Origin of the sequence: Tabrizicola sp., from assembly GCF_022842145.1 — a bacterium.
In the GTDB taxonomy this organism is placed as follows: Bacteria; Pseudomonadota; Alphaproteobacteria; order Rhodobacterales; family Rhodobacteraceae; genus Tabrizicola.
Genome location: NZ_JALHQD010000001.1, coordinates 139,655 through 154,152 on the forward strand (window position 1 = coordinate 139,655; position 14,498 = coordinate 154,152).

17 protein-coding genes and 2 pseudogenes are annotated in these 14,498 nt (G+C 63.5%); 10 read left to right on the forward strand and 9 right to left on the reverse strand.

From position 1 onward, the window contains the following. Nucleotides 1-8: 8 nt before the first annotated feature. Genes Q0C42_RS00710 through glpD form a run of 6 tightly spaced genes read right to left on the reverse strand, consistent with a single transcriptional unit; the run spans nucleotide 9 to nucleotide 5,869 of the window. Nucleotides 9-416, reverse strand: a complete 408-nt coding sequence (locus tag Q0C42_RS00710) for a DUF2160 domain-containing protein (protein WP_295070560.1) — start codon at nucleotides 414-416, stop codon at nucleotides 9-11. After that, nucleotides 416-1,219 (reverse strand): carbohydrate ABC transporter permease, encoded by an 804-nt coding sequence (locus tag Q0C42_RS00715; protein WP_295070563.1) that lies wholly within the window; start codon nucleotides 1,217-1,219, stop codon nucleotides 416-418. The genes Q0C42_RS00710 and Q0C42_RS00715 overlap by 1 nt, the downstream gene beginning before the upstream one ends. After that, nucleotides 1,219-2,091 (reverse strand): carbohydrate ABC transporter permease, encoded by an 873-nt coding sequence (locus Q0C42_RS00720; protein ID WP_295070566.1) that lies wholly within the window; start codon nucleotides 2,089-2,091, stop codon nucleotides 1,219-1,221. The genes Q0C42_RS00715 and Q0C42_RS00720 overlap by 1 nt, the downstream gene beginning before the upstream one ends. A 3-nt stretch (nucleotides 2,092-2,094) precedes the next feature. Further along, nucleotides 2,095-3,165: an ABC transporter ATP-binding protein gene (locus tag Q0C42_RS00725; protein WP_295070569.1), complete on the reverse strand. Its 1,071-nt coding sequence runs from the start codon at nucleotides 3,163-3,165 to the stop codon at nucleotides 2,095-2,097. After that, a complete protein-coding gene (locus tag Q0C42_RS00730; RefSeq protein ID WP_295070572.1) occupies nucleotides 3,166-4,254 on the reverse strand; it encodes an ABC transporter ATP-binding protein in 1,089 nt (362 codons plus the stop codon). It lies immediately after the preceding gene. Nucleotides 4,255-4,264: 10 nt separating this feature from the next. Continuing rightward, the gene (glpD, locus tag Q0C42_RS00735) at nucleotides 4,265-5,869 is read right to left on the reverse strand and encodes a glycerol-3-phosphate dehydrogenase (protein ID WP_295070575.1); all 1,605 of its coding nucleotides are present in this window, start codon (nucleotides 5,867-5,869) and stop codon (nucleotides 4,265-4,267) included. Nucleotides 5,870-6,106: 237 nt separating this feature from the next. On the opposite strand from glpD, the gene Q0C42_RS00740 reads away from it, so the two are divergent. Continuing rightward, on the forward strand, nucleotides 6,107-6,865 hold the full coding sequence (locus tag Q0C42_RS00740) for a DeoR/GlpR family DNA-binding transcription regulator (RefSeq protein WP_295070578.1): 759 nt from the start codon (nucleotides 6,107-6,109) through the stop codon (nucleotides 6,863-6,865). Between the two features lie 144 nt (nucleotides 6,866-7,009). Here Q0C42_RS00740 and Q0C42_RS00745 read toward each other — a convergent pair whose 3' ends face one another. Together Q0C42_RS00745 and Q0C42_RS00750 are read right to left on the reverse strand one after the other, a co-directional pair. Beyond that, a complete protein-coding gene (locus Q0C42_RS00745) occupies nucleotides 7,010-7,687 on the reverse strand; it encodes a Crp/Fnr family transcriptional regulator (protein ID WP_295070580.1) in 678 nt (225 codons plus the stop codon). Further along, entirely contained in the window at nucleotides 7,684-7,848 is a 165-nt protein-coding gene (locus tag Q0C42_RS00750; protein ID WP_295070583.1) for a hypothetical protein, read from the reverse strand. The genes Q0C42_RS00745 and Q0C42_RS00750 overlap by 4 nt, the downstream gene beginning before the upstream one ends. Before the next feature lie 601 nt (nucleotides 7,849-8,449). On the opposite strand from Q0C42_RS00750, the gene Q0C42_RS00755 reads away from it, so the two are divergent. From Q0C42_RS00755 to Q0C42_RS00795, 9 genes and pseudogenes are all read left to right on the forward strand, one after another. Continuing rightward, nucleotides 8,450-8,953 (forward strand): phage tail protein, encoded by a 504-nt coding sequence (locus tag Q0C42_RS00755; protein WP_295070586.1) that lies wholly within the window; start codon nucleotides 8,450-8,452, stop codon nucleotides 8,951-8,953. Between the two features lie 217 nt (nucleotides 8,954-9,170). Next, complete coding sequence (locus tag Q0C42_RS00760; protein WP_295070589.1) at nucleotides 9,171-9,311, forward strand: hypothetical protein; 141 nt, start codon at nucleotides 9,171-9,173, stop codon at nucleotides 9,309-9,311. Nucleotides 9,312-9,514: 203 nt separating this feature from the next. Further along, nucleotides 9,515-9,961, forward strand: a complete 447-nt coding sequence (locus Q0C42_RS00765; RefSeq protein ID WP_295070592.1) for an Arm DNA-binding domain-containing protein — start codon at nucleotides 9,515-9,517, stop codon at nucleotides 9,959-9,961. A 414-nt stretch (nucleotides 9,962-10,375) separates the two neighbouring features. Beyond that, nucleotides 10,376-10,930 carry a hypothetical protein gene (locus Q0C42_RS00770; RefSeq protein ID WP_295070595.1) on the forward strand — a complete coding sequence of 185 codons (555 nt, stop codon included), beginning with the start codon at nucleotides 10,376-10,378 and terminating at the stop codon, nucleotides 10,928-10,930. A 274-nt stretch (nucleotides 10,931-11,204) separates the two neighbouring features. Further along, a pseudogene (locus Q0C42_RS00775) lies at nucleotides 11,205-11,336 on the forward strand (ATP-binding cassette domain-containing protein); the annotation flags it as partial. Between the two features lie 407 nt (nucleotides 11,337-11,743). Continuing rightward, a complete protein-coding gene (gene phnH / locus Q0C42_RS00780) occupies nucleotides 11,744-12,277 on the forward strand; it encodes a phosphonate C-P lyase system protein PhnH (RefSeq protein WP_295070598.1) in 534 nt (177 codons plus the stop codon). Further along, nucleotides 12,277-12,456: pseudogene (locus tag Q0C42_RS00785) on the forward strand (carbon-phosphorus lyase complex subunit PhnI); the annotation flags it as partial. The gene phnH and the pseudogene Q0C42_RS00785, both read left to right, overlap by 1 nt. 28 nt (nucleotides 12,457-12,484) lie before the next feature. Continuing rightward, nucleotides 12,485-12,718, forward strand: coding sequence for a hypothetical protein (locus Q0C42_RS00790; protein ID WP_295072852.1), 234 nt, complete (start codon nucleotides 12,485-12,487; stop codon nucleotides 12,716-12,718). Beyond that, the gene (locus Q0C42_RS00795; protein ID WP_295070601.1) at nucleotides 12,705-13,340 is read left to right on the forward strand and encodes a DapH/DapD/GlmU-related protein; all 636 of its coding nucleotides are present in this window, start codon (nucleotides 12,705-12,707) and stop codon (nucleotides 13,338-13,340) included. Before Q0C42_RS00790 ends, Q0C42_RS00795 begins: the two co-directional genes overlap by 14 nt. Before the next feature lie 40 nt (nucleotides 13,341-13,380). Here Q0C42_RS00795 and Q0C42_RS00800 read toward each other — a convergent pair whose 3' ends face one another. Further along, the gene (locus Q0C42_RS00800) at nucleotides 13,381-14,493 is read right to left on the reverse strand and encodes an ABC transporter ATP-binding protein (RefSeq protein WP_295070604.1); all 1,113 of its coding nucleotides are present in this window, start codon (nucleotides 14,491-14,493) and stop codon (nucleotides 13,381-13,383) included. Nucleotides 14,494-14,498: the final 5 nt, after the last annotated feature.

Genomic DNA, 14,498 nt, shown 5'->3' on the forward strand with positions numbered 1-14,498 from the left:
TTGCCCCCTTACACCCAGCGGAAGACCGCGAAGGCATAGGCGAGGGAGAGGATAAGCGCGCCCCAAAGCATGTCGGGACCCGCAAAGAAGAGCCAGCCAAGGTGAATGAAGGCCGTGCCCAGAAGGGTGATGAAAAGCCGGTCGCCACGCGTCGTCTCGATCCGCAGGATGCCGACGCGCGGCGTTTCGGGAAAGCGGATCGCCAGCAGCGTCATGATCATCAGAAGGGCGACGATGCACCAGAAGAACAGCGCGACCGGGAAGGTCCAGGCCATCCAGAAGCCGGGGATAAGCTGCCCGGTCCATTCCCGGACCCCGTCTTCGTCGACGGGCACGGCAAGGATCAGCAGCACCAGGATCGCGGCCATGATGGCGGCCAGCGTCAGGTAGATGGGGGTCCATCTGGTCTGTGACATCACACCCTCCCCAGGGCGAAGCCCTTGGCGATGTAGTTGCGGACAAAGTAGATCACCAGGGCGCCGGGCACGATGGTCAGGACCCCGGCTGCGGCCAGGACACCCCAGTCCATGCCGGACGCCGACACGGTGCGGGTCATCGTGGCGGCGATGGGTTTGGCGTCAGTGGTGGTCAGTGTGCGGGAGAGCAGAAGCTCGACCCAGGAGAACATGAAGCAGAAGAAGGCCGCGACGCCGATGCCGCTGGCAATCAGGGGCATGAAGATCTTGATGAAGAACTTCGGGAAGCTGTAGCCGTCGATGTAGGCCGTCTCGTCGATTTCCTTCGGGACGCCGCGCATGAAGCCTTCCAGGATCCAGACCGCGAGGGGCACGTTGAAAAGGCAGTGCGCCAGCGCCACGGCGATATGCGTGTCGATCAGGTTCATCGCGGAATAAAGCTGGAAGAACGGCAGCGCGAAGACGGCCGGGGGCGCCATGCGGTTCGTCAGCAGCCAGAAGAACAGGTGCTTGTCGCCCATGAAGCTGTAGCGCGAGAAGGCATAGGCGGCGGGCAGGGCCACGGTGATGGTGATGACCACGTTCATCGTCACGTAGATCATCGAGTTGACGTAGCCCATGTACCACGACGGATCGGTCAGGATCGTGACGTAGTTCTGCACGGTGAAGGCCTGCGGGAACAGCGTGAAGGTCGAGGTGATCTCGGTGTTGGTCTTGAAGCTCATGTTGATCAGCCAGTAGATCGGGATCAGCAGGAACAAGAGGTAGATCGTCATCACGACGGCAGAGGGACGGATGCGCATCAGCGGTTCTCCTCGCGGTCGAGGTTGGTCATCACGGTGTAGAAGACCCAGGAGATCAACAGGATCACCAGGAAGTACATGATCGAGAAGGCGGCGGCGGGGCCAAGGTCGAACTGGCCGGTCGCCATCTTCGCAAGATCGATGGACAGGAAGGTGGTCGAGTTGCCGGGACCGCCGCCGGTGACGACGAAGGGCTCGGTGTAGATCATGAAGCTATCCATGAAGCGCAGCAGGACGGCGATCAGAAGGACGCCCTTCATCTTGGGCAGTTCGATGTAGCGGAAGACGGACCAGCGGGTCGCCTGGTCGATCTTGGCGGCCTGGTAATAGGCCTGCGGGATCGACTGGAGGCCCGCGTAGCAGAGTAGCGCCACCAGCGAGGTCCAGTGCCAGACGTCCATCACGATCACGGTGATCCAGGCGTCGAGGGGGTCATTGGTATAGTTGTAGTCCAGGCCCATCGCGGCCAGCGTGTGACCCAAGAGGCCGATGTCGACGCGGCCGAAGATCTGCCAGATGGTGCCGACGACGTTGAAGGGCACCAGAAGCGGCAGGGCCATCAGGACAAGGCAGAACGAGGCCCAGAAACCGGATTTCGGCATGTTCAGCGCGATGAAGATGCCCAGGGGGACCTGGATCAACAGGATGATCACCGAGAACAGGATCTGGCGGCCAAGGGCTTCGTGCAGGCGGTCGGAGTGGACCATTTCCTCGAACCAGCCGATACCCTCCCAGAAGAATTCGTTCTGGCCGAAGGTGTCGTTGAAGGCGTAGTTCACGACGGTCATCAGCGGCAGGATGGCCGAGAAGGCCACCAGCACGAGGACCGGCAGGACCAGGAACCAGGCCTTGTTGTTCTGGGTCTTTTCCATCGGTCAGGTCCCCATCGGCTGGACGCGCCAGTCGTTTGCATAGACGTTGATCTTTGCGGCGGCGAAGGTGACGCGGGCGTCGGTCGGAACAGACAGCCCTTCGGCCAGGATCGCGTTCAGCGGCTGGCCCGCGAATTCGGCCCGGACGATGCGGTGGCGGCCGACGTCCTCGACGCTTTTCACGGCGACGGGCAGCCCTTCGTCCGAGATCGTCACATATTCGGGACGGATGCCGATCTGGGTGCGGCCCGTTGTTGGCCCATAGGCCGCACCCAGGGCAACCGAGACGCCTTGCAGCTGCGCCTCGGAGCCTTTGATCTCGGCGTCCAGCAAGTTCATGCCGGGTGAGCCGATGAAGTAGCCGACGAAAGTGTGCTCGGGCGTCTCGAACAGCTCTTCCGGCGTGCCCATCTGGACCACGCGGCCTTCGTGCATGACGACGACCTTCTGCGCGAAGGTCAGCGCCTCGGTCTGGTCGTGGGTCACGTAGATCATCGTATGCCCGAACTCGCGGTGCAGCTGCTTCAGCTGGGTCCGAAGCTCCCACTTCATGTGCGGGTCGATCACTGTCAGCGGCTCGTCGAACAGGATGGCGTTGACATCCTCGCGGACCATGCCGCGGCCAAGGCTGATCTTCTGCTTGGCATCGGCAGTAAGGCCGCGCGCCTTCTTGGACAGGATGTCCTCCATCCCGATCATCTTGGCGATCTGGCCGACGCGCTTGGCGATATAGACCGGGTCCATGCCGCGATTGCGCAGCGGGAAGGCCAGGTTGTCGCGCACGGTCATCGTGTCGTAGACGACGGGAAACTGGAACACCTGGGCGATGTTGCGCTCGGTCGTCGCGGCGTCGGTCACGTCCTGGTCGCCGAAAAGCACCCTGCCCTGCGACGGCCGGACGAGGCCCGAGATGATGTTCAGCAGAGTGGTCTTGCCGCAGCCCGAGGCGCCAAGCAGGGCATAGGCGCCGCCGTCATCCCAGACGTGGTCCATCTCCTTCAGCGCAAAGTCGGCGTCGCTGGTCGGGTTCGCAAGGTAGCTGTGCGCCAGGTTTGAAAGCGTGATCCGGGACATTCAGGCCGCCATCGCATAAGGGGCGGGCGCGGCAAGGCGGCCCGTGTTGTCAAAGAGATAGACGTGGGCGGGGTCGATGAAGACGGAACAGGCCGTTCCCGCCGACATCGGATGGACCCCGTGGACCAGGCCGACCCAGCGGTCCGCGCCGTGGTCAAGATGCAGGAAGGTCTCGGAGCCGGTGATCTCGGTTGCGCCGATCGTGCAGCGGAATTCCACCGCGTCGCCGGAGTGGCGGTTCAGCGTGATATGGTTGGCGCGGAAACCGGCGGTATAGGTGCCGTCGGGCAAGTCGCGGGTGACCCCTTCGGCTGGTGCATGGGCACTTTCGCCGAAGGTCAGGCGCGCGCCCTCCTTGCGGGCCGGGAGGAAGTTCATCGGCGGATCGCTGAAGACGCGGGCGGTCTGCGCGTCGGCGGGCAGGCGGTAGACCTGCGGCGTGGGACCAAACTGGGTGACGCGGCCTTCCCAAAGGGTGGCCGTATTGCCGCCCAAGAGAAGCGCCTCTTCCGGTTCGGTCGTCGCGTAGACGAAAATCGCCCCGGAAGCTTCGAAGATGCGGGGGATTTCGATCCGCAGCTCTTCGCGCAGCTTGTAGTCGAGGTTCGCCAGCGGCTCGTCCAGAAGCACCAGCCCCGCGCCCTTGACCAGCGCGCGCGCCAGGGCGCAACGCTGCTGCTGGCCACCGGACAGTTCCAGCGGCTTGCGGCTCAGCAGCGGCGTCAGGCGCAGCATCTCGGCGGTCTGGCGGACGGCCTTGTCGATCTCGGCGGCCTGCTTGCCCATCAGGCGCAGCGGCGAGGCGATGTTTTCATAGACCGTCAGGCCGGGGTAGTTGATGAACTGCTGGTAGACCATCGCCACCTTGCGGTCCTGAACCTTGACGCCGGTGACGTCGCGGCCCTCCCAGACCAGACGGCCAGTCGACGGTTTGTCGAGACCGGCCATCAGCCGCATCAGGCTGGTCTTGCCCGACAGGGTCGGCCCAAGCAGCACGTTCATCGTCCCGTTTTTCAGAGTCAGATCGGTCGGGTGGATATGCACCCTGCCCGCGACCGAGCGTGAGACCCCTTGCAGTTCCAGCGTCATCCCGTTCCCCCTATTCCGCCGCCGGGCTGACAGCCCGCGCAGCGTCCGCCCCGACCTCGTTAGCCATGAAGCGGTCAAGTCGTTCGATCTGGTCCGCGGTCATCCGCAAGCCAAGCTTGGAGCGGCGCCAGACCACATCGGCGGCGGCGCTTGCGTATTCATGCGACATCAGCCAGCGCACCTCGGCCTCGGTCAAGGTGGCGCCGAAGTCCTGTCCCAGCGCCTCGGCTGTAGTGGCGTTGCCCAGGATCATCTTGGCCTCGGTGCCATAGGCGCGGACCAGTCGGGCGGCCCAGTAGTCGGTCAGGAACGGGTGCTTCCCCTTGAGCGCCGCCGTCAGCGCAGCCACGCCGTCAACCGGGAAATCGCCTCCGGGCAGGGCAACGCGCGCGGTCCAGGAGGCTTTGGCCTGCGGGAAGAACGGTGTCAGCTTCGCCAGCGCGGATTCGGCGAGGCGGCGGTAGGTGGTGATCTTGCCGCCAAAGACATTCAAGAGCGGCGCACCGTTCTGGTCCAGGCTGAGGACATAGTCGCGGGTGGCCGCCGTGGCCGACTTGGCCCCGTCGTTGTACAGGGGGCGGACACCGGAATAGGTCCAGACCACGTCATCCTTCGTCACCGGCTTGGCAAAATACTGGCTGGCGAAGGCAAGAAGATAGTCGCGTTCCTCATCGGTGCAGACGGCCTCTTTCGGCGCGCCAGTGTGGTCCTTGTCGGTGGTGCCGATCAGGGTGAAGTCCTGCTCGTAGGGGATCGCAAAGATGATCCGGCCGTCGGAGCCCTGGAAGAAGTAGCAGCGTTCGTGGTCGAAAAGCTTTTTCGTCACGATGTGCGACCCGCGCACAAGGCGGACGCCTTCGCTGGAATTGATACGGGCGACGTTGCGGATCACGTCCTCGACCCAGGGACCACCGGCGTTGACCAGCGCGCGGGCCTGGTGAATTTCGCTGCCGTGCGCGCCTTGCGTGGTGACACGCCAGATCCCGTCGCGGCGTTCGGCCGACGTGACGCGGGTGCGCGTCAGGATGCGTGCGCCGCGCAGGGCGGCATCGCGGGCGTTCAGGGCGACAAGGCGGGAATCCTCGACCCAGCAATCGGAATACTCGAAGGCCTTGCGGAACTTGTCCTTCAGGGGCTTGCCGGCGGGATCACGGGTAAGGTCGACGGTGCGGGTCGCGGGCAAAATCTTGCGGCCCCCCATCGTGTCATAAAGGAAGAGGCCCAGGCGGATCAGCCAGTCCGGTCGGCGGCCCCTGGCCCAGGGCATGACCCAGCCCAGAAGGCGCGAGGTCGGGGTCTCGCTGTCGAAGCGCATGTCGGGCGACAGGGGCAGCACAAAGCGCATCGGCCAGCTGATGTGCGGCATGGCGACGAGAAGGGTCTCGCGTTCCTCCAAAGCCTCACGCACCAGACGGAACTCGAAGTATTCAAGATAGCGCAGACCGCCGTGAAAGAGCTTCGTCGAGGCCGAGGACGTACCCTGCGCAAGGTCGCCCTGCTCGGCCAGCGTGACGGTCAGACCACGCCCGGTGGCGTCGCGGGCAATACCGCAGCCATTGATGCCACCACCGATGATGAAGAGGTCGGATACAACCTCTGCGGTTCCGTTCGTCACGTTGGGTTCCTCCCCCGGGCAGGAAGCTGCGATGTTTGCGGCCGCTTCGTCAACAGAAATTTTCGCTTTTGCGCGAATGCGGCTAAAGCGAACATTTTTGCCGGCGCGAATGTGCAATCGCAGCGCGATTTGCTGCAAACGCAAAATACCGCGCGCCTGCGAAAGCGAAAAAAGCGCTGACAGCGGGCTTGCAGCGTGGCAGACAGGGAAAAACGCGGGTTGCGAAGGAAATCGAACGTGGCGCTGAACTTCCGGCAGACCGAGATCCTGGAACTCGCCCGCGCCGAGGGTCGCGTGGTGGTCGAGGATCTGGCCCAGCGATTCGACGTGACCTTGCAGACAATCCGGCGCGACCTGTCCGACCTTGCGGATGCCGGGCACCTTGACCGGGTGCATGGTGGCGCGATCCTGCGGACGGGGGTTGCAAACATCGGCTACGAGGCGCGGCGGCGGATGAACGAGGCCGCCAAGACGGCCATCGCGCGCGCCTGCGCAGCGGCAATTCCGGACAACTGCAGTCTGATCATGAACCTGGGCACCACCACGGAAGCCGTCGCCCGCGAGCTTCTGGGGCACCGCAACATCACGGTGATTACCAACAACATGAACGTGGCGAACATCCTGGTCGCCAATCCCGGCTGCGAGATCGTGGTCGCGGGCGGAGCCTTGCGGCGCACGGACGGGGGCTTGGTCGGAGAGCTGACGACCCAGTTCTTCGAGCAGTTCAAGGTGGATTACGCGGTGATCGGGGTCTCGGCGCTGGACCGGGACGGGGACCTCTTGGATTTCGACCTGGCGGAAGTGCGGGTGTCGAAGGCGATCATCCAGCAATCGCGGCGAAGCTACCTGGTCTGCGACCATTCCAAGCTGGAGCGGTCGGCCCCCGCCCGGGTGGCCTCGCTGTCCGAGATCACCACGCTTTTCACCGACGTGCCGCTGCCGGCCGAACTGATGCGGAAATGCGAGGCTTGGGGGACCGGGGTGCAGATCGCCTGAGCGCGTCACAGGCCGGGGCGGTTTTGAGAAGGAGCGCTGACGCGCAAGCTTCCTGTCTCGCGCTTTTGCGTGAAGGATGCAAAAGCGCTCGGGTCTGCCTCCGGCGGGGATATTTGGGCAAATGTGAAAGGGCGGGGCCGGGGCCTAGAAGCCGGCGGTCAAGACCGTGGGGTCCAGCAGCTCGATCCTTTGCCGGGCGGACTTGATCGCGCCGCGTTTGGCGAGGCCACTCATGATCCGGCTGACCATCTCGCGGTTCGAGCCGATGGTGGCCGCGATTTCGGCATGGGTTGGCGCCTCGATTATCACCCCCCCGGCGCGCAATTGGCCGCGGTCGACGGCGAGCCCGAACAGGTAGGAGGCCACCCGCTGTTCGACACTGTAGGTGGTCAGTTCCAGGTTCCGCGCGGTCAGGGCGCGGATGCGCGAGACAAGGCCCTGGGTGATCCGCCAGCGCAAGGCCGGGACCTGGTCGAACAGCTGGCGGAAGACGGGACCGGGCAGGGAGAGCACGGTGACGTCGCTGCGGGCGACCACGGCCAGCGAGCGGTCGCCGTCGTCCAGGGCTGCCAGCTCGCCGAAATGGTCGCCGAGGCCGAAGCGGGTGAAGATCACCTCGCGCCCGTCGGCGGTCCAGTACAGCGCGATCAGCGTGCCCGAAAGAAGGAAGTGCACGTCGCGGCTGCGGTCCTTCTGATGAAACAGGATCTCCCAGGAGCCAAGTCGCCGCTCGGTGACCGGAACCTCGATCCCGGCGAAGTCCGCGGGCGCCAGGCCCCGGAAGAGCGGCAGTTCATGCGCGAGAAGGGTGTCGAGGCTCATGAGGTGGCCAACAGGTAGCGGGTCACGGCCAACTCGGCCCCAGCGGGAAAACGGAAGGTGACGCGGACATTCTCCCGCGATGAAGGTGCCCGCGCACCCTCGCTGCGGTCGGCGACCCACCGGCGGGCGTAAGGGATGGCAGACAGGGAGGGGACGTCCATGGTGGTGGCGATGGAGCTGGCGTTTTCCAAGGCAATGAAGGCAGACGTCCGCTGCCGTCGCACTCCGCCGGTTTCGACACCGCCTTTCGCCATCCGTCTGCACCCCCCCAGGTTGACCGCACGGTAGCCTAGTCTTGACGGGTTCTAAATGGACAATTCACCGCAAGTCCAAAGATTTGACAGTGTTCGCACCTGCGGGCCACAGGCTTTGGGCCGATCCCTGCGGTTGCGGCGACCGTCCTTCGGCATGGACAAGGGGGTAAGGTCGTCCGCAGGGCGGTAAACTTGGGGCCAGGCGGGCAAACAGGCCTCCGGCGCGGGTCGCCGGGGCTTTTCAGGCGCCCAAGGTACCGATGACACCTCCACTTGCCGGGCGCTCGAAAGTCGGGAAACCGGCGGCGATCTTCTGGACGCCGGAAGTTTAAAATCCAGGCATACGTAGCAAGGGCGGGCTCGGGCATGTGGACCCCGCTCGCTCAACCGCCGAATGAAAGATCGTCCGGTTTGTGCCTTTTGCCACAGATGCCCTCGTCCCCCCCGGCTAGAACTGGATGATCGGCCGTGCGCTCCCCGGCGGTCGAGACGATATGGTGCGAATGCGATGGAACCCCTGCTTGGGTCGATCATGCTTTTCGGAGGCAATTTACAGCCGAGAGGCTGGGCCTTCTGCAGCGGCCAGTCGCTGGGGATCGTACCTTGCTCGGCGGTCTCTTCGCTGCTTGGCACGACTTACGGAGGTGACGGGATCAACACCTTCCGGCTGCCGGATCTGCGTGGACGCGTCGCCGTCCATGCCGGGTCCGGAGTCGGGCTTTCGCCGCGTTCCCCTGGCGAGGTCTTCGGAAGCGAGTCCGTCACGTCTGGGTTGGATCAGGTTCCACCGCACCGGCATGAACGTGTTGTCGCCGATGTATCAAGTGCTTCGGACCGCAGGCAGGGCGACATGCTTGCGCGTTCAAAAATTCATTCTGAAACCAGTGGGCCCACGCTGAACCCACTGTCCATCACTTTGACCGAAGGCGGCCAGCTGCATGGCAACATGCAGCCAAGCCTTTGCATGAATTACATTATCGCGTTGGAGGGCATTTACCCTTCGCCCCACTGAACCCCGCAATGTCCCTGTTGCGGGCTACTGGCCGGTGTCGACCCCCTCGCGCCGGCCCGGACCTGCGAGCCTCCCCGTGGCTTGCAGGTCCATCCTTGTCCGAAACCCCGCCGGACCAAATCGGGGAACAGCATTTCGCGGTGGCGGCAGGAACAAATCCCTGGGCGCACGGTTTTGCATCCCGAGCGGCGCAGACTTGTCAACCGGACGCGACGGCATGTGGGACATCAGCGGTTTTTCCGGTTTCCCCGATGGCCTTGGGATTGGCACCCACCACTATCCCGTCAGTCCTGCGTCGCTCGCCCGCCTCGGTGGGCAGGCGATCAGCGGAAGCGGACGTTTCGGCGCGGGGGTCTAAACCGTGATATTTGCCGAAGCTGGTTGGTGGAGTGGTGGTGCAGAGGACCGCCAGTCCGCCATTGCATACTGTAGCAAGCCGCTGCGCCGCTCCGACATCCCCGCAATAAACTTCAGTTACTTCCATGCGCGCACGTCGCAGAGCGTTGTATCTCGGCGCTTCCAGTGACAGATTTTTAGGCGGGTAAGATGCGAGTAACGGGTTTGCCGCCCGTCGCCAAAGAACTCGGCCCGCTGGACGTGAAGCGGGCAACTCACGCCGGGGGCAAGGGCTACACCATGCTTCCGGTCGGAGGCGTTGCTGGTCTTTACCTGCAAATCACTCCCAAGGGCGGCAAGACGTGGATACTTCGTACGGCGATGGCTGGACGGCGGGTGGAGATGGGCTTTGGCGGATTTCCGACCGTGACCCTCGCCCAAGCACGCGACAAAGCGCGGGAAGCGCGGGACAAAATCGAGCGCGGCATTAACCCCATGGCCGAACGCAATGCTGCGCGGGAAGCCTTGGCCGCAGCGACACGCAAGGGACTGACGTTTTCCGAGGCAGCGAAGCTCTTCCTGGACGCAAAGCTGGACGCCTACAGCAACGAAAAGCATCGATACCAGTGGCGGGCGACCCTTGAGCAACTCGCCTTCCCGCCTTTGTGCTGAAAGCCCATGAGCTTTCTGGAGACCCAAAGAGCGCCAGCACAGTAACGGTTGCACTCCAGCGGCATTTTCAAAGGTAACATACAAGCCGCGGAAAATTTAATCGCGATGTACTTTGGACACGACCGATAGCGTTTCGGCAGGTTGCAAGCACATGCAATCCACCGGAGTACGCATCATGTCGTCGCCTGAAGTTTTCCTCACAGATACCGATTTGGCTGCTCGCTACGGCGTGCATCGCTCGACACCTTGGCGCTGGGTAAAATCCGTTCCCGATTTTCCGGAGCCTACTACGCTTTCCCCGGGCTGCACGCGCTGGAAGCTAAGCCAGATTGAGGCTTGGGAAAACTCTCGATCGCTCGGGAAGGCAAAAGCTGCCCGCACCACGGTTTGCACCTGCGGCCGAGGAGACAGCTGATGGGGCGAGACAGAAAAAACGAACTACGCACCGACCACTACACGATGATGGTGCGCAACTTGATGCAGACCGAGGCTTGGCGAGCACTTGGGTCAATCGCGCAAACGCTCTACCCGTGGATAAGGCTCGAATGGCGCGGAAAAAACGCCAACAACAATGGCAAGCTTCGGCTGTCCGTGAGACAGGCGGCTGCACTGATGGGCTGCGGCAAAAACGCTTCGGCGCAAGCGTTCATTGACCTACAGAAGAAGGGCTTTCTGGTTGTCACTGAAGCTGCGACACTTGGCATTTCTGGCGAGGCAAAATCATCGGCCTATGAGTTGACTGAGATCAGTCTGCCAAACAATCTCTCTGGCCGAAAGCTATACCATAGCTGGCGCGAGGGCGGCGATTTCCCAGTGATTAAAACACTCACGAACAACCCCACCGGCAGAAATGGGAAGATAAAACCCTGTCCCCGAAATCAAGATAGCCCTGTCATCGAAATAGGGATGTTCAAGCAAAACCTGTCACCAGAAGCGGGACGGCCTGTCCCAAGAAGAGGGACAAAATGAGTAGTTCTCACACCTTCCCTGCCCCCAAAGGGAGGACATCCTTAGTTACCATACCCTAAGGTGGCAGGTCTATCCAACCCGCGCTGCCTGCGCCAGTTCCGGACCAAGGTCGGGAACGTCTGGCAGCGCCCCAATCTTTTACCTAGGATGTGTGCTTTGTCGAACGTCATCCCCGGTGTCCAGGCCCGGATGTCCGCCTCGCGCACCTTGGCACAGTCGCCAGCCCACGTGCGTGACGAGGCGATGGGTGATCAGGCCAGCGCGGGGCTTTTCCGACCGCGCGCTCGAACGGGTCGACAGCCTTCCCGGCGGCCGGCAGCAACGTGTCGGCATCGCGCGAATGCTGATGCAGCGACCCGCCTTCATGCTGGCGGATGAACCTGACACCAGCCTGGACCCTCAGACTGGCGAGCCAGCGCCGCCGGGCTCCGCCACTTCTTCGACCATGCCGAGGCCGCATGAACACTCTTGCCCCCGCCAGAAATGCGCGGCCCTTCTGGCCTGTGCTGGCGCTCGTCGTCAACTCGCTGGCCGCCACGGCGCCCGCAGTGGACAGGCTTACTGGCTTCTACTTGGCGATACGAAAGCTTTCAGTAGCTTCAGCATCTACGCTTTGAATGAGAAAGAAGAATCTTCCCACCCTAACTTGTAAACTTCCTAGTTGCGGTCTCTGCATAAACGGCGACTACGGTTGGATCGACCTGGCGTAGGTATCCGCCCCCGAGCAACTGCAACTGTCGCTAAACTTTCTGTCGACCGTCATCCACCTGTCGCAACCTGCCGCCATACCCGCGTCGAGATGGAGACCTTCTGATGGCCCTGCCGCAGCCCACGCTTGCCGACCTGCGCGATACTGTCGCTTTTGAGGCGCTGATGTGGGCCATGACCAGGCCCGGCACGGTGCAAAGCCTGCCAGAGGGCGTGGCCGACCTGGCGCTGGCTCTGCTGGACCGGGAAACCCGCGTTCATGCCGAGGACCCGTCCCTGGCCCGCCGCATCGCTGCGACCGGGGCGGCGCTGGCCACACCCGACCGGGCTGACCACGCCTTTTGCGCGACGGCTGCGGGGGCGATGGCCGTGCTGGCCGTGCTGCCGGTCGGATCGGCGCTTTATCCCGACCAGGGTGCGACGCTGGTGATGCCTGCGGCCATCGACTCCGGGTCCCTGTTGCGGCTGACCGGCCCCGGGGTCGACGGGCAGTGCGAGCTGCGGCTGGGTGGGTTGCCCGAGGGGCTCCTTGATTTGCGCAGTGCCCGCTGTCGTTATCCCGAGGGGATCGACCTGGTTTTTGTCGACGGGCGGCGCATAGTCGGTTTGCCCCGCTCCACCGCTGTGGAGGTGCTTTGATGGCCTATGTGGCGACCCGGGGCGGGGAACGGGCTATCCAACAGGCGGAACGGCTCTATCGTGCCGCACTTGGCCCCATCACGGCCGAACGGGTGGATCACGTGCGCGATGCACTGCCGTTCCTGGTGGACAGGGTGATGGGCGAGGCTTCGCTTTACGCCCCCGATCTCGCTGCGCTGGCGCTGGCGCACCCGCATCGGTGGGCAGGTGCAGCACTGGGACATCTCGCATTTCCTGCAGATCGGGCGACGCGATGCCGGGCCGGCGCTGAACCCCAAGGGCGGCTTTCGCCTGCCCGTTGGCCATTCCATAGCGCTTTCCCAGCCCGAGATCGGTTTTGCCGACCTGAAGCTGCTGGTCGAACCGATGGTGATGCGGGGCGGCGAACCGGTCCGCTTCGAGTCTATGCGTATCCGGTGTCTGAACCATGCCCTATCCTGATCGGCATCCCGGAACGAAACTGCTGACCGAAGTGCCCAACGTCCACGCCACTGCCACGGTCATCGATTGCACCTTGGGCAAGTGGACCGAGGTGATGGCCCATGTGACAATGCGCGAGGTCACGTTCGGCGACTACTCGTACATCGTGAAGGGCGGGAACGTGGTCTGGTCCACCATTGGCAAGTTCTGCTCGATCGCCGAGGGCGCGCGGATCAACCCCGGCAACCACGCCACATGGCGGGCGGCGCAGCACCATTTCACCTACCGCGCCGCGCAGTTCGGCCTGGGCGAAGATGACGCGGGCTTTTTCAAATGGCGCCGCGACCACTGGGTGACCATCGGCCATGACGTCTGGATCGGTCATGGGGTCACCCTCTTGCCGGGGGTCACGGTGGGCGACGGCGCGGTGATTGGCGCGGGGGCCGTTGTGTCGAAGGACGTCGCCCCCTACGAGATCGTCGGTGGCGTTCCAGCACGCCATATTAAGTGGCGATTCGACAAGCCCGAGGCCGACGTCCTGCAAGAGATCGCCTGGTGGGAGTGGGACCATGCCCGGCTAAAGGCGGCCTTGCCCGACATCCGGGCGCTGGAGATCTGGGCGTTCATTGAAAAGTATCGCTAGGAAGCGACCGTTTGGCACCGGTCGCTTTGCGTTAAGAACTTCACAGCGCGGGCACGGCATGGACCGCGCCAACCTGGGCCTTGGCCTCAATCCGCTTGCCGCTGGCCCCGTCGAACAGGTGGGCATGTCGCAGGTCCAGGGTCAGTCCGGTCACCGCACCTTCGGCGATATGGGGGCGGGCCTCGGTGATCAGGCTGAAGGGAATGTCCTCGATCATCATGCTCCACAGCCGGGCAGCGCCGAGGTCCTCGACCAGTTCCAGTCTGGCGTCGATCATGCCGTGGCCGGGAGCGCGGAGGGACACGTGTTCCGGTCGAATGCCAAGCTGGACAAGCTGGCCGTCGGTGGCCTCGTGATCGGCGGGCAGGCCGATGACGGCACCGCCTTCCAGCACGACGGCGCGACGGGCCGCGCTGTACTGGCCGGGCAGGAAGTTCATTGCGGGACTGCCGATAAAGCCCGCGACATATAGCGAGGCGGGACGGTCGTAAATCTCGGCCGGGGTGCCGACCTGTTCGACGGTGCCCTTGTTCATCACCACCAGCCGGTCGGCCAGGGTCATTCCTTCGTGCTGATCATGGGTGACAAAGACCGAGGTCGCCTTGATCTGGTTGTGGATGCGGCGGATTTCGTGGCGCATCTGGACGCGCAGCTTGGCGTCGAGGTTCGACAGAGGTTCATCGAAGAGAAACACCTTGGGCGAGCGGATGATGGCCCGGGCCATCGCGACGCGCTGGCGCTGGCCGCCCGACAGCTGGCCGGGCCGGCGGTCGAGGAAATCGCCAAGTCCCACCGATTTCGCCGTGTCGGCGACCCGCTTCAGTCGTTCGGCCTTGGGCACACCCGCGACCTTCAACGCATAGCCGATGTTCTCGGCAACCGTCATATGCGGATAAAGCGCATAGTTCTGGAACACCATCGCGCAGCCGCGTTCGCGGGGTTCCAACTGGTTGACGACGGTCCCGGCGATGGCAATCTCACCGCCCGTGATCTCTTCCAGACCGGCGATCAGGCGCAGCAGCGTGGACTTGCCGCAGCCCGAGGGGCCAAGAATGACGACGAATTCGCCGTTATGGATGTCGAGGTTGACCCCCTCCATGATCGTGGTCTTGCCATAGGTCTTGGTGACGTTGCGGATGGCGATCTCAGCCATTGGGT